Genomic DNA, 18,815 nt, shown 5'->3' on the forward strand with positions numbered 1-18,815 from the left:
CTCTTTGGTTACTTTCTCTTTGGGCCAGCAAAGAGAAAGTAACTCGGGCGCCGGCAGGCGTCCGAAATGCCCGCTGCATAAGCGGCCAAGTCGCGGCCACGCAAAACCAGGCGACACCGCAAAAAAGATCCCGGCCTAAGCCGACATAATCACGGAGTCCCCGAGATAATCGAGCATCGCCCGATTGAATTCCCCCGGCCGCTGCAGCAACGCAAAATGAGTCCCCCCCGGCAACGCAATCAACTTCGCGCCAGGAATAACCTCCGCCAGGTGCTCCGTATGCCCCCGCGCAACAAACTCATCACGCACCCCCACCACGATGGCCACCGGCACGCGTATCGCCGCCAGCTCCGCATCGCCATACGTAGGCTGCGTATCCGTCATCCGGCCGACCGCCTGGGCAATCTCCTCGAACCGTTCCGCCTCCGGCGAAAACCGCGCATGGTCGTGCTTCACGCGGTTGAACATCCGCCCCAGCACCGGGTCGTCCATATCCAGCGGCGTCAGGCCGTCCAGATGCATCACCGTGCCGAATGCAAACACCCTCGACACCCGTTGCGGCTGCTGCATCGCCATGGTCAGGCCGATGATGGAACCGTCGCTCCAGCCCACGATGGAAGCTGCCGGCAAGTCCAGCGCATCCATCACCGCAAACACCTCTTCCGCTTCCAGCGCATAGCTCAGCGGCTCTGTACCCAACGTGCTGCGTCCGCGGCCGCGGTTGTCGATGGCGATGGCGCGGTAGCCGGCCTCGGTCAGCGCGGCGATCTGGCGGCTCCAGTCGGCGGACTGGTTGAACGCGCCGTGCAGCAGCAGCACCGGCGCGCCTTCGCCGTAGACACCGCACCAGATCGAGGCGCCGGCATGGTCCACGTGCAGCTCCCGCGCAGGCGCCGGCAACGGCGGCGTGCCGTGGGCGGCGTAGTGGCTCAGATCGTCGTCGCGGAAGTCCATCAGGCCACCGCCACGTCGCGGCCGGCCAGCCACAGCGCCACGTTGCGCACGTAGCGGCGCGTGGCGTCGAGCGCATGCGGATGCTGCCGGATCGCATCGCCCGGCGCTTCGCTGACGAAGCTGGGACAGCCCAGGCGCGGGTCCCAGTTGTAATCGGCGAAATGATGGAAGGTGGATTGCGCGATCGCCCTGCCGCCTCCGTCCTTCGATTCGAACGCCACCGCCAGATTGAAGGCCTGCCCCGTCGCCTTGCTGCGCCCCTGCGCAATCACGCGGGCGCTCGCATCGCCGGCGGGCGCGTCGACCGCACCCTCATGCGGATGCGACGGCAGGTAAGCCAGCACACCGTTCGCTTCGTCGGGATCGTGCAGCACGGGATGCGGCTCGCCCACGGCGACGACGTGCTGCCAATCGCCATTGGCACCGGAGTGGAAGTTCGGCCACAGGATGTAGGCGGTGTCGCGATCGTCGATCTGCCGGCGCGCGGGATCCGGATCGAGATTGTGCGTATGGAAATAATTCGCCGCACCGATGCCGGCCAGCGAGCAGATCGAGCAGCCCAGATCCATATGGTCGCGCGCCACCAGCACGCCGCCGCCGCGTCCGCGGAAGCGCCCGATGGCTTCGCAGTCCGCATCGTGCAGGCCGTCGCCGACGTCGACGGCGAACAGCCAGAGCTGGTCGAAGCCGGAACGGTCCAGCGTGGACAGCACCGGATCGGGCTGGCCTACCGGGCCGCGGTCGCGTGCGCTTACCTCGAACAGCGGCGCGCCATCCGTGCCGCGTGCCGCGGCCAGCGTCTGCGCCAGCTGCGAAAAGCGCCCGATATGCCAGTCGTCGGCGGCAGTCGGGATGGTGGTCTGCAGGAGCACCCGGATCGGCTGGCTCATGAAAGCGTCCTCATGTGGTGCGGCACGGAAGGCCAAGCTGACAGCATGAACCGAAGACCGGCGCCTGGGAAGGAAGCGCGGCGCGCATCACCGTGTTGCGCCGGCTGCAACAGCCGCCACCGGGGCAACGGCCTAGAGCGCGAGCTGTCCGTCGACGCGCGTGACGCAGGCGCCGCCGATCCACAGGTCCGCACCGCCGCCGCGCACATGGATGCGGCCCGCGCGCCCGATCGCGGTGCCTTGCGCCATCGCGAAGGGCGCCGCCGCCATGCCCTCCTCCAGCAGCCAGCGCGCGAGGCCGGCGTTGAGGCTGCCGGTGGCCGGGTCTTCGGGCACCGCATCGCCGCCGATAAACGCGCGCACTTCGAACGCGGCATCGCCGCCGGGCCACGGTGCGAACAGACCGATGGGCACGCCGTGCAATGTGGACAGGTCCGGCGCCAGGCCGAGCAGGCGATGGCGATCGTCCAGCATCAGGGCCAGCCAGCCGGCGCCGTTGTCGACCCACTGTGCCCGCTGCACTTCATGGCGCTGCAGCCCGAACGCGCCGAGGATGCCTGCCAGCAGCGCTTCTTCCACCGGGCCGGCACGCAGCAGAGGCGGCGCGCGGAAGGCCAGCTGCGCGTGCTCTGCGCGGACATCGACGAGGCCCACGGCGCAGGACTGCACCAGCTGCTGGCCCTTGGGCACACCACCGGCCGCCAGCCAGGCATGCGCGGCGCCGAGCGTGGGATGCCCGGCGAACGGCATTTCGCGCAGGGTCGAGAAGATGCGCAACCGATAGTCGGCGCGCGGATCGTCGGACGGCAGCAGGAAGCAGGTCTCGCTGAGGTTCGTCCAGCGCGCGAGCGCCTGCATGTCCTGCTCCGACATGCCGCCGGCGTCGTGCACCACGGCGACGGGATTGCCGCGAAACGCTTCGGTGGAAAAGACGTCGACCAGGGTGAATCGCTTCGCGCGCATCGGTGTCCCGCCATGGCCGGCGCGCACCGCGCGGCGCCGGAAAGGCGCGACTTTAGCGCAGCGCGCTTATCCCAGCTTGGGCCCCTGCGGCGCGGCCTGTGCTTCCTGCCGCTGATCCAGCGCGGCCGAGCGCTGCAGGCTTTCCTGCAGCGGCGGCGCGGGCCTGGCCAGATCGACCTGGCCGAGCATGCCGGGAATGCGGCCGGCGATATAGACGGTGTCGTTCTCCACCAGCACGGCGCGCACGTGGCCGGCCTTGATACCGCCTTCCTTCGCGGCGAGCGTGACCTGGGCAAGGCGGTCTTCCGGCAAGCCGGGGGGCAGCTGCGGCTTCAACTCGTCGTAGAGCGCCGGTGCGATGTCGCGCGCGGCGAGCGTTGCGGCGGCGGGCTCGGCAACCGGCGGTGAGGACGGCGTGCGTTCGGACAGTGCGAACGGGCTGGCGGCAAGTTCGTGGAAGCGGTCCGCCGGGTGGATCTCGCGCAGCTTCTGCGCGCGCTCCAGGCGCACCTGGCGCGCATCGTCCAGTTCCGCGCGTTCCTTGGGATCGGTCACCGGCCCCGCCACGTCGTGCTGCCACTGCCGGCTGTGCGGATCGAAGGCGTAGCGGTCGTCGCCGCGCTGGATGCGGTCCGGGTCGACCTGCGGCGTGGCGGCCATGGCACCGGCGTAGGCCACGCCCATGTCCTTGACGTATTCGGCACGGCGCATCTCGTCGTCGCCATAGGCGGCGACCACCGCGGTGAGCGTGTCGTAGCCGCGCCAGGCGCCGAGGCGGCCGCCGTCGAGCATGCTGCGCCAGGCGCCTTCGGTCGCGGTCTCGCCGCCGTGGCGGCGCGCGGCGTCGAGCAGGCGGTTGGGCGTCCAGGCGTCCGCGTCGATGCGCTTGCGCGCGAAGGCTTCGGTGTAGGTCTCCTGCACGTCCTTCACCGGCAGGTTGAGCGCCAGCTCCGGCGCGCCGCCGTTGAAATGCGCGGCGCGGCGCGCGTAGTCCACGCGCACCAGGTCCTGGCCGAATTCCTCCCAGCCGCGTTCGCTCAGGATGGTGTGGTTGCGGCTGTAGGCGTAGTTCTGTGCATAGAGATTGGCGACGGCGCCCGGCGTGCTGTCGTTGCGCACCGCGCCCAGCGCGAGCAGGCCGTAGCCGTCGGCGCCTTCGTGCCTTGCCAGGTAGTTCCAGTAGCGCTCGCGGTTGCCCTGGCGGGCATAGTGGCCGAGCACGTCCATGTCCCTGGGGGTAAGGCCTTCCATCGCTGCGTCTCCCTGCATGCCGATGACGCGCGCCGTGCCGACGGCAACGCGAACACACCTCGCAGCCCACCCTGGGCCGAGGCGAAGCGCAAGATCATAGCGGCTGGCCGGCGAATCGACCACGCGGGCACGGCTTTTACCCGGGCCTCTGGCTGGAAATGTCGTTGCGCGCACATTTCCGGAACGTTCCGGTGGCATGAACCGGCGGGATAAAAAAGGGGCCGGCCGCGGCGGAGGGGAGATATCCCGCCGTGACCGGCCCGGCGCCTAAAAGTTTGGCGTTACAGCTTGAAGTTGACGCCGACGGCGAAGGTGCGGCCGTTTTTGTACATGCCGATCGGCGCGTACTTCACGTCGTTGTACCAGTAGTAGGTGGAATCGAGCAGGTTGGTCGCGCTCAGGGTCACCGCCATCCACTGGTTCACCTGGTACGAGGCGCTGACGTCCAGCTCCTTGTACTGGTCGGCGAACACGTGCGAATCGAGGCGGCCGATCTGGGTGAAGTACGGCGAACGCCAGCTGTAGTTGACGCGCGCCGACCACGGCCCCTTCTCGAAGTACGGAATGATGTTGAAGGTGTTCTTCGACAGGTACGGCAGGTTCAGGCCCGTGCTGGTGTCGGCATGCGCATAGGTGTAGTTGGTCTGCACGCCGAAGCCGTGGCCCAGGTCCTGCTGGTACAGCAGGGAGATGCCGCGCACCTTGGCGTTGGAGACGTTCACCGGCGAGGTGATGGTGTAGACGTTGGTCTGGCCGTTGGTCGGGTCGAAGAACGTGCGCTCGTCGGTGGTGCTGACGATGTAGTTGCCGATCTTGCGGTAGAACACCTCGGCGCCGAGCATGCTGGACGGCGCGAAGTACCACTCGCCGGCCAGGTCGTAGTTGGTGGACGAATACGGCTTGAGGTTCGGGTTGCCCGCGCTGCCGGTGCAGTTGCCGCCGGTGCAGCTCAGCGAGACCGAGCCGGCCAGGTCCGCATAGCGCGGACGCGCGATCACCTTGGACACGCCGAAGCGCGCCACCTTGCTGTCGTCGATGTCGTAGGCGATGTTGAAGCTGGGCAGCGGCTTGTAATAGTGCGTCTTGCCCTGCGTCAGGTAATACGCGCTGCCGCTGGTCGACTGGTAGTAGGTGGACTTGTCGGTGGTGTCCACGTAGCGCACGCCGAAGTTGCCGCGGAAACCGCCGGCGTTGTAGTTGAACTGCGCGTACAGGTCGCGCGTCATTTCGCGCACGTTGTAGATCGACGGATAGTTGATGTTGTACGGACCCTGCGGCTGGCCGTTGAGGTAGGACTTCACCGTGCCCAGGTTCGCGGTCGGCCAGTCGGTCAGGTCGCCGCCGGCGTGCAGGCCGTCGTACAGGTTGCCCGGCGTGGTGCCCGGATCGAAATCGGTCAGCGAGATCGCATCGGTGGTGTTGATGCGGTTGCCCTGCGAGAACTGCGAGTTCACGTGGTTGATGTACTTGAAGCCCATCTGCACCTGGTAGATCGGGCCCCATTCCAGGTCGCGGCTGGCGTCGAACTGGGCGTAGCGCTCGCGGTCCTTGGTGGTCTCGTAGTAGATGCCGCCGGCCTGGTACTTGCCGTTGAGCGTGGAATCGCCCGGCGGCGAACCGGCCGGCGAGGCGGGCAGGCCCCAGTTGGCGGCCGAGCCGTTGTCGTAGTTCACCGCGGTGTTGCGGCCGTCGTAGCTGAAGTTGTAGCCGCCGGAATTCAGCAGGTACTTCATCAGGTATTCGGGGTCCTTGCCGCCGCGCGCGGCGGTGTAGCCGACCTGGCTGGTGAAGATCCACTTGTCGCCGTTGTAGTCGTGGCGCAGGTTGAGGCTCTTGGTGGTCACCTTCGACATGCGGTAGTTGGCGTCGAGTTCCGCATACGGCTGGCCGTTGGCGGTATTGCCGGACACCGTCGCGTTGGTGATGTAGCCGTTGTTGACGGTGAGGTCGGTGATCTTGTTGGTGTCGCCGCAGCCCGGGCAGACGTAGCGCGATTCGCTGAAGTTGTTGTACGAGCCGCGCACGTAGATGCCGGTGAGGTTGAACTCGTTCTTTTCGTCCGGCCGCCACTGCAGCGCGGACTGGATGCCGTCGCGCTTGCGCACCTGCTGGAAGTAGGAGCTGTTGATGCCCACCGGGTACTTGGCGGTGGCCACGTCGCCGCTGCCGTGCACGGTGGCGGTGGACGGAATGCTGGTGCCGGGGGTGGAATAGCCGAAGAACTCGATACCGGCGCGCGACAGGTTTTCCTTGTCGTGCGTGACCGCGGTGAGGAAGCCGAAGGTGCTGTCGCTGTTCTTCCAGCTCCACAGCACGGAGCCGCGCGGATTGCCTTCCTGCGAGCGGTCGTTGTAGCTGTAGCCGAGCGAGCCGCGCAGGGTGTTGGCCGGCAGGTCCAGCGGCTTGCGCGTGTTGACGATGACGGTGCCGCCGATGCTGCCTTCGTCGATATGCGCCTCGGGCGACTTGTACACCTGCATGTTGCCGATGATTTCCGGCGACAGCAGGGTGTAGTTGAAGGTGCGTCCGCTGGTGTCGGTGGGGTTGCCGCCCCAGTCGCCGGAAGCGATGGTCTGACCGTTGATCAGCACGCGGTTGAGCGCCGGATCGGTGCCGTTGATGCTGACCTTCTCGCCCTCGCCGAACTGGCGGTCCACCGAGATGCCCGGCAGGTGCGACAGCGATTCGGCGGCGTTGGTGTCGGGGAACTTGCCGATGTCCTCGGCGTTGATCGCATCGACGATGGCATTGGCGTTGCGCTTGATCTCGATCGCCTTGGCCAGGCTCTCGCGGTAGCCGGTCACCGTCACCTGCTGGAGGTTCTGCGCCTGCTTTTCCTGCGCGCGCTGCTGCGGGGTCTTGCTCTTGTCGCCGCTGCCGGCGGCGGTGCTGCCGTTCTGCGCCGCCGCGGCGGTGTCGTTCTGCGCATGCGCGGCGCCGGCGAGGCCAAGGCCGCACAGGATGCTGACGCACAGGAGTTTCTTGCCGTTCTTGATCATCAGGTCCCACCCCTTTCGTTGATTGCCGCGGCCCCCCTCCCAGGAGGCGCGCCGGCGACGCTGTGCTGTGGATTCCGCCCGCTCGGACGGTTCGGCCCTTATCCCGGCGCCTGTTTCGCGGTGCGTGTATGCAGATGCCAGCTGGCGGCACCGACGACGCCGAGCTGTCCGTGGTCCACCACGCGAATGGGGACCTTGTGCAGGAACGGGCGCATCACGCCCTTGTCGAGGAAGCGTTCGACCAGCGGGCCGCAGCGCAGCAGGTCGACGATGCGCGAGAGAAAACCGCCGGCCAGGTACACGCCGCCGGTGGTGCCGTAGAGCATGGCCAGGTCGCCCGCGAAGGAACCCATCCAGCCGCCGAACATCTGCAGCGTCTCGTAGGCCACTTCGTCGCCCGCCTCCGCGGCGGCGACCACGTCGGCCGGCTCGGCGTACGAGGGATAGCGGTCGTACACCGCGCACAGCGCGGCATACAGGCGATGCAGGCCGGGGCCGGACAGCACCGCTTCGTAGGGCGTGTGGCAATCGGGCGCGGCGATGCGGTCCAGCACTTCGCGCTCCAGGCCACCGCGCGCGGCCAGCTGGATCTGCCCCGCTTCGGTGGCGATCACGCGCGGCGGCTCGCCAGGGAACCACACCGCGGCGCCCAGGCCGGTGCCCGGGCCGATCACTGCGATGGGGCCTTGCTGCGCATCGGGCGCGAACGCGGTCTTCAGCGCCACCGAGCTGTGCTCGTCGACGTAGGCGATGGCGTGGGCCAGCGCTTCGAAATCGTTGAGGAAACGCACGCGCTCCAGGCGCAGTTCCTGCGCGAGCGTGGCCGGCACCAGCGGCCAGGCGAGATTGCGGTTCACCACCACGCCGGCATGCAGATAGCCCGCGCTGGCCAGCACCAGTTCGCGCGGACGCGCGTCCAGCTCCGCGCAGAACTGCCGCACGATGCCGTCGAGATGCGGATGGTCCGCGCAGCGGTAGCTGCGGTAGCTCAGCACGCGCGGCGCGCCTTCCAGCTGCGGCGCCACCAGGCCGAGGCGCGCATGGGTGCCGCCGATATCGGCGGCCAGGAACGGACGCTGCGCATCGGCGTCGCGCACCGTGGGCGCGGAGAAGTACGCGAGGTCTTCGCCGGATTCGATGTTTCGCACGCTCGCAACCACTGGATGTGTCATAGCCGCCCAGCCCTCCCGGCCGCCTCCCCGGCGACCCATGTTCACTGGCGAAACAGAATTTCATATTTAATTTAGATCGTGGCAAGCCGCGCTGCAACAACGACTTACGCGAGGCCCGCTTCGTAAAAAAAAGGAAGAAATTGAAAGAAAAAGGAGGGTCTGGCGGGGCCGTGCCATCATCCCGGCACTCCTGTCCCCAAAGGACGCGCCCATGCAGAACAGCGTTTCCACCCGCCGCCTCGCCGATGCGCTGGCCGCGATCGCCCATCACGAAGCCGCCGCGCAGGCGCGCGACGCGCTGCAGGCAGCCGTGGCCGATGGCGCGCTGCTGGCGCAGGCGCTGCTCGATCTGCTCGACGAAGGCGAGGCGCGCGCGGCCTACGATCAGCCGGCGGCGTTCGAGGCGTTTATCCGCGGCGGCGACAACGTGCCGCTGTACGAAGCGACCAGCACGGCGCTGGCGCGCCTCTACGACACGCTGCCGGTGACTTCATTGCTGGATATCGGCTGCGGCGACGGCATGGCGCTGATCCCCGCCCTGCAGCGCGCGCGGCACGCGCCGACGCAGCTGGATCTGGTGGAACCGTCGCCGGCCCTGCTCGGCCATGCCAGCGAAGCGCTGCGCACGATCCCGCTCGCACTCGATCATCTGCTCGCCTGGCCGATCGGCGCGCAGGATTTCGCCGCGTCGCTGCGGCCGGAACAGCAATGGGACCTGGCGCAATCCACCTTCGCCCTGCAATCGCTGCCGCCGGCCGAACGCAAGGACACCTTGCGCCGCCTGCGTCCGCATGTGCGGCAGCTGGCCGTGGTGGAATTCGACGTGCCGGTGCTGGAAGCGCGCAGCGCGGAGTATTTCGATTCGCTCGCGCAGCGCTACGAGCGCGCGCTCGCCGGCTATGGCGAAGATGCGCCGCTGGTGGCCGGCGGCTTTCTCGCGCCGATGCTGCTGGGCCAGCTGCGGCAGGCCTCGCGTCCGTCCAACTGGGAGCAGCCGATCCAGGCCTGGCTGGAGGAATTGCGCGAGGCCGGCTATGCCACCGTGCGCACCGAGGCGCTGTACGACTACAGCTGGTCGCCCGCCGTGCTGATGCTGTTCGAGTAGGTTGGGGTGAGCCGCAAGGCGAACCCCAACGTTGCCGCGCCGTTGGGGTTCGCCTTGCGGCTCACCCCAACCTACCGCAGCCACTGGCGGAACCACGCACCCGCCAGCGCAGCGACATGTTCCAGCGCGCCGGGTTCGTCGAACAGATGCGTGGCGCCGGGCACCAGCACCAGTTCGACCGTATGCGTCATCGAGGCCAGCGCGGATTTGTTGAGTGCGACCACGTCGGTATCCGCCGCGCCGACGATCAGCAAGGTCGGTGCCTGCACCTCGCCGAGCGCGCCATGGCCGGCCAGGTCCGGCCGCCCGCCGCGCGACACCACCGCCTGCACCGCGCGCGGCAGGCGTGCCGCCACCGCCAGTGCGGCCGCCGCGCCGGTGCTCGCGCCGAACAGCCCCAGCGGCAAGCGCGCCAGCGACGGCAGGCGCATCGCCCAGGTCACCGCGGCTTCCAGGCGTCCGGCCAGGCGCTCGATATCGAAGCGCGATGCCAGCGCGATGTCTTCTTCCGCACCGAGCAGATCGAACAGCAGCGTGGCCATGCCGTGCTTGCCGAGTTCCTCCGCCACCTGCCGGTTGCGCGGACTGAAACGGCTGCTGCCGCTGCCATGCGCGAACACCACCAGGCCCCTGGCCTGTTCGGGCACGTGCAGGTCGCCTTCCAGGCGCACGCCGTCGGCCGGGATGCGCACCGTCTGCATGCCGCCGGCCGGCGCCTGCAGCCGGATCAGCAGGCGCACCACCTCGTCGTCCGTCACCGCGGGAAAGTCGCGGTAGTACTGGCTCACCGCGCCGAAGTCGCGCGGCGACGCCGGGCAGACCACGTCGTCGCACAGCGGCCGCAGCTCCGCCAGGCTGCGCGACGAGGCGACGGGCACGGCGCAGACCAGCGACTGCGGCCCCAGCGCGCGCACCGCGGTGAGCGCCGCGCGCATGGTGGCGCCGGTGGCGAGGCCGTCGTCCACCACGATGGCGATGCGTCCGGCCACCTCGAAAGCTTCGCGATGGGGGTCGTACAGCTGGCGGCGGCGGGCGATCGCGTCGAGCTGATGCGCGGCCTCGCCGCGCAGATACGCCGCGTCGGCGCCGGCACGCGCGGCATGTGCGGCCACCAGCACCTGGCCGTCCTCGCCGATCGCGCCGACCGCGAATTCCTCCTGGCCCGGCGCGCCGAGCTTATGCACCAGCACCACGTCGAGATCGCCGTCGAGCCGGTCGGCCAGCACGCGGCCGATCGGCACGCCGCCGCGCGGAATCGCCAGCACCAGCGGATGCCTGCCGCGATAGGCCAGCAGCGCTTCGGCGAGCTGCTCGGCGGCATGCTCGCGATCGTCGAAATAACCCTGGCGAGGAAGCGTCACCCGTACCGCCCTCCGCATCGAAATCGCCGCCCGGCGCCGCGCGCCAGGCGGCGAGGCTCAAGCATAAATGGTGGGTCCGCTGGCGTTAATGCCGCGCGATGGCGCGTGAATACGGGGCTACCGCTTTGCCGGGCCGCTCACGCGCGGGTCACGGCCGCTGGACGGCAGCGGCGCCAGAGTGCGGACCTCTCATTGCAGTTCGAGGAGCAAGCGCCATGGCAGAGAACGGCTTCAAATGCGCACACCGGCCGTGCAAATGCACGGTGCCGTCCGAGGGAGAGTTCTGCGGGGATCATTGCAGCAAGGCGGCAGGCAGCCAGGCGCCGGAGACCTTGTGCGGCTGCGGCCATCCGGCCTGCGGCACCAGCCCGCAAGCGCGCCCCGAGGAACAGTCGGACGGTTGATGCCCCAGCCGCGACGGCGCCGTCGATACCAACCTCCCAAGCCTTGAGGCCGCCGATGAACACCGCCCATGCCCAACTGCTGGACTGGCTGCGCAATGCGCACGCGATGGAAGTGCAGTCCGAGGAAATGCTGAAGACGCATATCCGCCGCCTGCGCCACTATCCGCGCTTGCGCGACCGCATCGTCGGCCATCTGGCCGAGACCTGCGAGCAGCAGGCGCGGCTGGAAAGCTGCCTGCGCGAACTGGGCAGCGAGCCTTCGGGGCTGCGCGAGTTCAGTGCGCGCTTTCTGTCGCTGGGCCATGGGCTGCTGCAGGTGGCCTCCTCCGACGAGGTGGTGAAGAGCCTGGTGCTCACCTACTCCTTCGAGTCGATGGAAGTGGTGGTCTACCGCACCCTGGCCACTGCGGCGGAAGTCGCCGCGCAACCGGAAGTGGCCGGCATGTGCGAGGAGATCCTGCGGCAGGAGGAAGCGATGGCCGAATGGCTGCGCGAGCATCTGCCGGATATCGTGCGGCAATACCTGGTGCGGCTGGAGCTGCCGGGCATCCAGGCCAAGCGCTGAGCTAGCGCCCCGCGTCGCCGTCGTCCGGCGGCGCGCGGTCGCGGCGCAGCGCATTCACCACCAGGCCGAAGCCGATGATGCCGGCCAGCGCGAACATCGCACCCGCCAGATAGCCATAGCCGGAACCGGCCGGCGCCAGCCGCGCGATCAGCGCGCCGGCGATCAGCAGCGCCGCGGTGATCAGGCCGGCGGCGATGCGGTTGGCGATCTTCTGCAGGTTCTCGATCAGGTGCGATTCCTCCAGCCCGTCCAGGCGCACGCGCAGGCGGTTGTCCGCCAGGATCTCCACGAAGCGGCCGAGCTGGCCCGGCGCATTGATCGAATAGCGCTGCGCTTCCAGCAGCAGCGCGCCGCCGCGCGCCTGCGACACCGGACGCAGCAGTTGCGCGGCGACGACTTCGAGCAGGCGGGCGCGCATCATCTCGCGCGTCGGCAGGCCGTCGGCCAGGCGCGCCAGCGCCGGTTCCAGGTTGAGCAGCGCGCGGCCGAGCAGGCTCAGTTCGGCCGGCGGGCGCAGGCCGTTGTCGGCGCCGATGCGGGTGAGCGAAAGCAGCAGGCGCCCTTCTTCCAGGCGGCTCTGGTCGCTGGCGCCGGCATAGCGCAGCACCGCGTTGCACACCGCGCGGCGATACGCGGCGCGGTCCATTTCCGGCAGTACCACGCACAGGCGTTCGCCGATATCGGCCACGCCGTCGCCGTCGCCATCCGCGGCGGCGAGCATCAGCCGCAGCAGGTCGTTGCGCATGGCCGGCGACAGGCTGGTGACCATGCCGAAATCCAGCAGGCCCAGCCGGCCATCGTCGGTCAGCACCAGGTTGCCCGGATGCGGATCGGCATGGATCAGGCCATGCACGAACACCTGGTCGACATAGGCCGACAGCAGCTCGCCGGCCAGTTCGGCGCGCGGCGACTGCGGCGCGCCGCCCGGCGGCGCGCCAAGCTTGTGGCCGTGCACGCGCGCCATGGCCAGCACGCGCGAGCTGGTGAAGTCGAAGAACGGCGCGGGGATGTACAGCCTGCGATAGCCCTCCAGCTGGCGGCGGAAGGTATCGAGGTGGCTGGCCTCGGCCATGAAATCCAGTTCGTTGAGCAGGCTGCGGCGCAGCTCGGCGATCCACGGCACGAAGCCGTAGCGGCGGCCGACTTCGGTATGGCGTTGCGCGGTGAGCGCGAGGCGTTCGAGGGCGTCCAGATCGGAGCGGATGCGCTGGGCGATGCCGGGGCGCTGCACTTTGACCACCGCGTCCATGCCGTCGGGCAGCACCACCGCGTGCACCTGCGCGAGCGAACCTGCGGCGAGCGGCACTGGGTCGAAAAAGCGGAACAGTTGTTCCGGCGGCGCGCCGAGTTCGCGGGCGATCACGCCGCGCACGTCGGCGACGTCGATCGGTTCGACGCGGTCCTGGATGCGCGTCAGCGCCGCCAGGAACGGCGCGCGCACCAGGTCCGGCCGGCACGACAGCGCCTGGCCCAGCTTGATGAAGGCGGGGCCGAGGCGTTCGAGGTCTTCCACCAGGCGCTGCGGCAGGCGCTCGTCGGCCAGCTCCGCGCCGCGGCGATGGCCCGGCAAGCCGCGCAGCACGCCGGCGCGGCGGTAGCGCAGCACGAACAGGGCGATGCGCGAATAGCGCGAGAGATAGGTCATCCGCGGTGGCGGTCGTCGATGGCGAACGGGCGTCCGGGGCGTTGCGGTCTCATGGTCGGCGCGCGCGGTTGAAAGCGGTGGCTGCGGCGGATCAACAGGCTCGTCCACAAGGCCGCGATGAGCGCTTTGCGCGCGTGGATGGCCGGCGCGTGGATGACCGGCGCGTGGATGAGTCGGGGCACGACGCGTCGACGTCGATGAATCGCAGCTGGCGCGCAGCCGCCGCGTTCACCGCCGCCCGACGCGGCATTCATCGCCGAAGCGCGATCAATGGCGTCCCTTCCCTAACCTCACCCAGCACGGAGCCAGGCCCATGAATGCCATCGATCTGCTCGTCAGCGACCACCGCACTGTCGAAAAACTGCTGGAAGAGCTGACGGAAACCACGCCGCGCGCGGTGAAGACACGCGAGATGCTGGTGCAGAAAATCGGCGCGCTGCTGAAGGCGCACACCATGATCGAGGAAGAGATCTTCTATCCGGCGTTCAAGCAGGCCGGCGACAAGGAAGAAGCGAAAATGTATTTCGAGGCGGTCGAGGAACACCGCGCCGCGGGCGAGCTGGTTCTGCCCGACCTGCTGGAAACCGATCCGTCGGGCGAGCAGTTTTCCGGCCGCGCCAAGGTGCTGAAGGAACTGATCCTGCATCACGCCACGGAAGAGGAGAAGGAGATGTTCCCGGCCGCGAAGAAGCTGCTGGACGCGGCGAAGCTCAAGGAGCTGGGCGAGCAGATGTCCCAACGCAAGCAGGAACTGCTGAAGGACAAGGAGGAATTGCTGCAGGAGACGCTGCGCGAGCGCGCCTGAAGCACGCCGGCGGGCCAGGCGGGTTGGGGCGAGCCGGCCGCGGGTCCGGCCGGGCGCACCGTGGAGCGTCCGCACCGGCTTGCCGGTGCTCGCCCCAACCCACCTGGCCTGCCGCGCGCACTCGCTACGCCTGCGGCGACGCGCTATCGTTGAGCGCTTTCCTGGCAGCGCGGGCAGTACACCGTGATCGAATGGGTCGGTTTCGACGGCGACGATACCCTCTGGCATAGCGAGGGCTATTACCAGGACGCGCACGCGCAGTTCGAGGAGATCGTCGGCCGCTATGTCGACCTGGCCAACCTACGCCTGCACGACCGCCTGCTGGCAGTGGAACGGCGCAATATCAAGCTGTTCGGCTACGGCGCCAAGGGCATGACGCTGTCGCTGCTGGAAGCGGCGATCGAAGTCACCGGCTCGCGCATCAGCGCGGCCGATCTGCACCGGATCATCGGCATCGGCAAGCAGGTGCTCGCGCATCCGGTGAAACTGCTGCCGGGCATCCGCGAAGCGGTGAAAGCGGTGGCGGCGACGCATCGCGTGGTGCTGATCACCAAGGGCGACCTGTTCCACCAGGAGCAGAAAGTGGCCGCCTGCGGGCTGGCCGACCTGTTCCATCGCATCGAGATCGTGTCGGAGAAGGACGAGCGCTCGTACCGCCGCGTGCTCGACGAATTCGGCGTGGGCGCCGAGCGCTTCGCCATGGTCGGCAATTCGTTGCGCTCGGATATCGCACCGGTGGTGGAACTCGGCGGCTGGGGCATCTACATGCCCTACCACGTGACCTGGGCACACGAGGCCGACACCGATTTCGCCGCCGCCTCGCCGCGCGTGGCGCAGGTGAGCGATGCCGGCGGCATTGCGGCCGCGCTGGCCGAACTGGGACTGCGGGCCGCGGCATGAACGCGGACGCGCTGCCGGATGGTTCGCTGGAAGACGACCTGGCGCGCCTGCGCGACTTCATCGCGGCGCATCCGCGCCTGTTCGTACTGACCGGCGCCGGTGTCAGCACCGATTCGGGCATTCCGGACTATCGCGACAACCAGGGCGGCTGGAAGCGCCCGCAGCCGGTGACCTACCAGGCCTTCATGGGCGACGAAGCCACGCGCCGGCGCTACTGGGCGCGCAGCCTGGTGGGCTGGCGGCGCTTCTCGCGGGCGCATCCGAATGCGGCGCACCTGGCGCTGTCGCGCATGGAGGCCGCCGGACAAGTGGAAGTGCTGCTGACCCAGAACGTCGATGGCCTGCACCAGGCGGCGGGCAGCCACCACGTGATCGACCTGCACGGACGGCTGGACCGGGTGCGCTGCATGGCGCACGGGCACCTGGTGCAGCGCTCGGCGTTCCAGGCGGTATTGGAAGAACGCAATCCCGAGTGGGCGCTGCTCGATGCCGGGGACGCCCCGGACGGCGATGCCGATCTGGAAGGCCAGGATTTCTCCCGCTTCGACGTACCCGCCTGCCCGCTCTGCGGCGGGCTGATGAAGCCGGACGTGGTGTTCTTCGGCGAAGGCGTGCCGCGCGAACGGGTGCTGGCCGCCACGCATGGCCTGGAACAGGCGGATGCGGTGCTGGTGGCCGGTTCCTCGCTGATGGTGTTCTCCGGCTTCCGCTTCGTGAACGCGGCGGCCAAGGCCGGCAAGCCGATCGCGGCGGTGAACATGGGCCGGACCCGGGCCGACGATCTGTTCAGCCTGAAGATCGAGCGGCCCGTGGCCCAGACCCTGGCGGCTATCGCTTGAGGCTGTCTCGCCAGCTGGCGGATTTTGTAGCAGAGTAAAGAGCCCGGCACGGCCTTCGGTCGCGTCCGGCTCGTTCATGTTGACCTGCATCAGGAGGCGCGGTCGGCGCCTCGGCTAGAAATGACGGGTGGAATCCGTCCCTCTCCGCAGCGGTCGAGTCGAGCCATGAGTGCGATACCTCACCAGCCCAGCCAGTCCATTCCCCGCCCTCGTCCGCCGAAGGCCGCCAAGCCGCCTTCCGCCATCGCCGACCTGTGCGCGACCTACGACGGCTACCTGGCCAAGGCGACCAAGGCCCGCGCGGCCCTGCTGCGCAAGTACGAATCGAAGTCGCTGCACGCCTGGCGGGTGAGCCTGCGGCGCATCACCGCCACCCTCGACCGCGTGGCCGCGGCCCTGCCCGGCGAGCAGCCGGATGGCGTACTGGCGCAGCTCAAGGAGTTCCGCAATGCCACCGGCGGGGCGCGCGACCTGGACATTCTGTTGGACGAGACCCTGCCGGCCTTTCTTGCGCACGGCGGGCATGGCGACCGGCTGGATGGCGAACTGCTGCATGCCTTGAATGCCCAGCGCGTGCATGGGCATCAGGAAGCCGTCGAGGGACTGAAGAAGGCCCGGCTGACCACGGCGGTCCATCATTTCCACGCCTGGGCCGAGACCCATCGCAACGTCACCGAAGACGAACTGCGTGCGGCGGCTGCGGGCGTGATCGACACCCGCTTCCGCCAGCTGCGCAAACGGGCGGCGCGGATGCACGAGGGGCGGATCCGTCTCCATCGCGCGCGCACCGCCACCAAGAAGCTGCGCTACACCATCGAGCTGTTCCAGCCGCTGTTTCCGCGCGAAGCCAGCCAGGCCTGGCTGGAAAAACTGGCCGAGGTGCAGAGCCATCTCGGCGAGGCGCATGACCGGCTGACCGCACGAGCCTTGTGCAAGGAGCTGCTGCCGGCGTCGAGCGAGCACGCCCAGCTGAGAGCCCTGCGCAAGTGGGCCAAGCACACCGCGGGGGAAGCGGCGGCCAAGGCGGAGCATTCGCTGGAGCGGCTGGACAAGCTAGGTCACTACTGGCGGCACTGAAGCTGCCATGCAGGTTAGGGGTGAGCCGCAGGCGAACCCCAACAATGCGCTAAATCCTAGACACTGCGTTGGGGTTCGCCTGTGGCTCACCCCAACCTACGACGGTCAGCGCCTGGATCGAAAGAAATCCCTCAACATGGCCGACGACTCCTCGGCCAGCAGCCCACCATCGACCTGGATACGGTGGTTGTGCCGCTCCGAGATCAGCGTGTCGAACACGCTGCCGGCGGCGCCGGTCTTCGGATCGGTCGCGCCATAGACCACCCGCCCCACGCGGGCATGCACCAGGGCCATCGAGCACATCGCGCAGGGTTCCAGCGTCACGTACAGCGTGGCGCCGACCAGGCGGTAGTTGCCGATCTTTTCGCCAGCCGCGCGGATGGCCTGGATCTCGGCGTGCGCGGTGGGGTCGTTGAGGGTGATGTTGCGGTTCCAGCCCAGGCCGATGATCTCGCCGTCGAGCACGACCAGGGCGCCGACCGGTACTTCGTTCTCCGCATCGCGGGCATGCCCCGCCAGCTGCAGCGCGCGGCGCATGAAGCGCTCGTCTTCGTCGCTGAAAGTGGGCGTGGACGAATCTGGGAGATCGCTACTCATCGGGAGGACAAAGATCAGCAAATAGTCTGAATTGTAGGGTCCTGCTGACTGTTTAGATACGAACAGCTGCTACTTGGCATGCCTGTCCTTTCGCACAAGGCCATGGCGATGACCCAAAACCGGCTTGCCGCGTACCAGGCATTCTGCCGCGACTGCCGCGGCGACTTCCGGCGCATCGCGCGCAAGGCAGGCGACTGCGATGCGGACGATGTCGCCTGCGAAGCCTGGCTGATGGCGGCGGCGTTCGAGGCCGGCGGGGCCGGCGTGGATTTCGCGGACGCCGATTTCCGGCAACGCCTGCTGGCGCACCTCTTTCAGCATTTCGTCCGCTACAACGACCGCAGGATTGCGGCTGCGCTGCGCTTCGAAGTCGAGGACGAGGCACTGCCGCTGCTGGAGAGGCTTGCGGCGCCGACGCCCGACCCGCTGTCCGTGGCCTTGGCGACCGAAGAACACGTCGATATGCCGCTGCCGTCCTATCGCCATTCGCAGGCAGCCGCCTGGGCCAGTTTCATATCGGTGCGCGGCGGCCATATGCCGACGGTCGCGCGCCATCTGATGATTTCCCTGTCCTGGTGCTATCGCCGCTACACCCGCGCCTTGCGGCTGGCGGAAACGCAGTGGCCCCTGCCGGACGGGCTTCCCGTCCCGCCCGGCGAGCAACCGCAGCCATGGCGGCGCTACCGGGCGATGCGTACGCCGCACCAGTTCAGTTTCGACTTCGATCCGGTGCTGGCGCTGGAGGACGTGCCGTTAGCGGACCAGCGCTTCCAGTTCCTCGAAGGCGGACCGTGGCAGGCGCCGCCCCTCCTTGGCCGCATTGACCTGTAGCGCCACCTGCGCCACCTCGAACATGGCCGGCGCGATCGCATAGCCGCCCCTGGCCTTCAGCCAGGCCAGCACGTCGGCCAGATGCCAGATCGACGCGCTGCCCTCGTGCACCGGCGCCGGGAAGCTGCCCGCATTGACCAGCATCAGTTTGCGCATGTTCTGTCGCGACACGCCCACGATCTCGGCCACGTCGGTGAGCCCCACCAGGTCGGGCGCCACCTCGATCAGCCGCGCGCCGGGCACCGCGCGGCGCACGTCGGCCAGTGCGCTGCGCACGGCGGATTCCGCGTCGGCGGCTTCGCGGGTGAACTCCAGCGCCAGGCGGCCCGGCAGGCCGGTGCCGATCAGCGCGTCATCGCAGCCGGCTTCGCCCAGGCGGCCGACCAGGGCATCCGGGTCGCGGTCGTCGTCGGCCAACTGGTATTTGAGGGTGAAGATGTATTCCATCGTGCTGCTC

At 68.5% G+C, this 18,815-nt stretch carries 17 protein-coding genes; 7 read left to right on the forward strand and 10 right to left on the reverse strand.

The genetic code is table 11. The annotated features are described in order from the left end of the window. Positions 1-135 precede the first annotated feature (135 nt). The 6 genes from FHW84_RS19410 to FHW84_RS19435 all read right to left on the reverse strand — a co-directional run bounded on the left by FHW84_RS19410 (position 136) and on the right by FHW84_RS19435 (position 8,205). Positions 136-954, reverse strand: coding sequence for an alpha/beta fold hydrolase (locus FHW84_RS19410; RefSeq protein ID WP_167257637.1), 819 nt, complete (start codon positions 952-954; stop codon positions 136-138). Beyond that, positions 954-1,844 carry a hypothetical protein gene (locus tag FHW84_RS19415; RefSeq protein ID WP_167257638.1) on the reverse strand — a complete coding sequence of 297 codons (891 nt, stop codon included), beginning with the start codon at positions 1,842-1,844 and terminating at the stop codon, positions 954-956. The genes FHW84_RS19410 and FHW84_RS19415 overlap by 1 nt, the downstream gene beginning before the upstream one ends. A 132-nt stretch (positions 1,845-1,976) precedes the next feature. After that, positions 1,977-2,807: a PhzF family phenazine biosynthesis protein gene (locus FHW84_RS19420; protein ID WP_167257639.1), complete on the reverse strand. Its 831-nt coding sequence runs from the start codon at positions 2,805-2,807 to the stop codon at positions 1,977-1,979. A gap of 66 nt (positions 2,808-2,873) precedes the next feature. Next, positions 2,874-4,058 carry a hypothetical protein gene (locus tag FHW84_RS19425; protein WP_167257640.1) on the reverse strand — a complete coding sequence of 395 codons (1,185 nt, stop codon included), beginning with the start codon at positions 4,056-4,058 and terminating at the stop codon, positions 2,874-2,876. 281 nt (positions 4,059-4,339) lie between these two features. Then, on the reverse strand, positions 4,340-7,057 hold the full coding sequence (locus tag FHW84_RS19430) for a TonB-dependent receptor (protein WP_167257641.1): 2,718 nt from the start codon (positions 7,055-7,057) through the stop codon (positions 4,340-4,342). A gap of 98 nt (positions 7,058-7,155) precedes the next feature. Beyond that, positions 7,156-8,205 carry a glucokinase gene (locus tag FHW84_RS19435; RefSeq protein WP_167257642.1) on the reverse strand — a complete coding sequence of 350 codons (1,050 nt, stop codon included), beginning with the start codon at positions 8,203-8,205 and terminating at the stop codon, positions 7,156-7,158. Between the two features lie 235 nt (positions 8,206-8,440). Between FHW84_RS19435 and FHW84_RS19440 the strand changes: the two genes are divergently transcribed. Beyond that, the gene (locus FHW84_RS19440) at positions 8,441-9,334 is read left to right on the forward strand and encodes a class I SAM-dependent methyltransferase (protein ID WP_167257643.1); all 894 of its coding nucleotides are present in this window, start codon (positions 8,441-8,443) and stop codon (positions 9,332-9,334) included. A gap of 71 nt (positions 9,335-9,405) precedes the next feature. On the opposite strand, the gene FHW84_RS19445 is transcribed toward FHW84_RS19440, so the two are convergent. Further along, the gene (locus FHW84_RS19445) at positions 9,406-10,695 is read right to left on the reverse strand and encodes an alpha/beta family hydrolase (RefSeq protein WP_343203627.1); all 1,290 of its coding nucleotides are present in this window, start codon (positions 10,693-10,695) and stop codon (positions 9,406-9,408) included. Positions 10,696-11,154: 459 nt separating this feature from the next. Here FHW84_RS19445 and FHW84_RS19450 point away from each other — a divergent pair, with 459 nt between their 5' ends. Continuing rightward, positions 11,155-11,664 carry a ferritin-like domain-containing protein gene (locus tag FHW84_RS19450; RefSeq protein WP_167257645.1) on the forward strand — a complete coding sequence of 170 codons (510 nt, stop codon included), beginning with the start codon at positions 11,155-11,157 and terminating at the stop codon, positions 11,662-11,664. Position 11,665: 1 nt separating this feature from the next. On the opposite strand, the gene FHW84_RS19455 is transcribed toward FHW84_RS19450, so the two are convergent. Beyond that, positions 11,666-13,309 carry an AarF/UbiB family protein gene (locus tag FHW84_RS19455; protein WP_167257646.1) on the reverse strand — a complete coding sequence of 548 codons (1,644 nt, stop codon included), beginning with the start codon at positions 13,307-13,309 and terminating at the stop codon, positions 11,666-11,668. A 313-nt stretch (positions 13,310-13,622) separates the two neighbouring features. Here FHW84_RS19455 and FHW84_RS19460 point away from each other — a divergent pair, with 313 nt between their 5' ends. From FHW84_RS19460 to FHW84_RS19475, 4 genes are all read left to right on the forward strand, one after another. Then, positions 13,623-14,114 (forward strand): hemerythrin domain-containing protein, encoded by a 492-nt coding sequence (locus tag FHW84_RS19460; protein WP_167257647.1) that lies wholly within the window; start codon positions 13,623-13,625, stop codon positions 14,112-14,114. A gap of 183 nt (positions 14,115-14,297) precedes the next feature. Further along, a complete protein-coding gene (locus FHW84_RS19465) occupies positions 14,298-15,014 on the forward strand; it encodes an HAD family hydrolase (RefSeq protein WP_167257648.1) in 717 nt (238 codons plus the stop codon). After that, the gene (locus FHW84_RS19470) at positions 15,011-15,853 is read left to right on the forward strand and encodes an NAD-dependent protein deacetylase (RefSeq protein WP_167257649.1); all 843 of its coding nucleotides are present in this window, start codon (positions 15,011-15,013) and stop codon (positions 15,851-15,853) included. The genes FHW84_RS19465 and FHW84_RS19470 overlap by 4 nt, the downstream gene beginning before the upstream one ends. 165 nt (positions 15,854-16,018) lie before the next feature. Next, a complete protein-coding gene (locus FHW84_RS19475) occupies positions 16,019-16,930 on the forward strand; it encodes a CHAD domain-containing protein (protein ID WP_167257650.1) in 912 nt (303 codons plus the stop codon). Between the two features lie 105 nt (positions 16,931-17,035). Here FHW84_RS19475 and tadA read toward each other — a convergent pair whose 3' ends face one another. Next, entirely contained in the window at positions 17,036-17,527 is a 492-nt protein-coding gene (gene tadA / locus FHW84_RS19480) for a tRNA adenosine(34) deaminase TadA (protein WP_167257651.1), read from the reverse strand. A gap of 78 nt (positions 17,528-17,605) precedes the next feature. On the opposite strand from tadA, the gene FHW84_RS19485 reads away from it, so the two are divergent. After that, on the forward strand, positions 17,606-18,358 hold the full coding sequence (locus FHW84_RS19485; RefSeq protein WP_167257652.1) for a hypothetical protein: 753 nt from the start codon (positions 17,606-17,608) through the stop codon (positions 18,356-18,358). On the opposite strand, the gene FHW84_RS19490 is transcribed toward FHW84_RS19485, so the two are convergent. After that, positions 18,281-18,805, reverse strand: a complete 525-nt coding sequence (locus FHW84_RS19490; RefSeq protein WP_167257653.1) for a DNA-binding protein — start codon at positions 18,803-18,805, stop codon at positions 18,281-18,283. The two genes, FHW84_RS19485 and FHW84_RS19490, sit on opposite strands and share 78 nt — an antisense overlap. Positions 18,806-18,815 lie beyond the last annotated feature (10 nt).

Origin of the sequence: Dyella sp. SG562, from assembly GCF_011759495.1 — a bacterium.
GTDB classification, from domain to species: Bacteria; Pseudomonadota; Gammaproteobacteria; order Xanthomonadales; family Rhodanobacteraceae; genus Dyella_D; species Dyella_D marensis.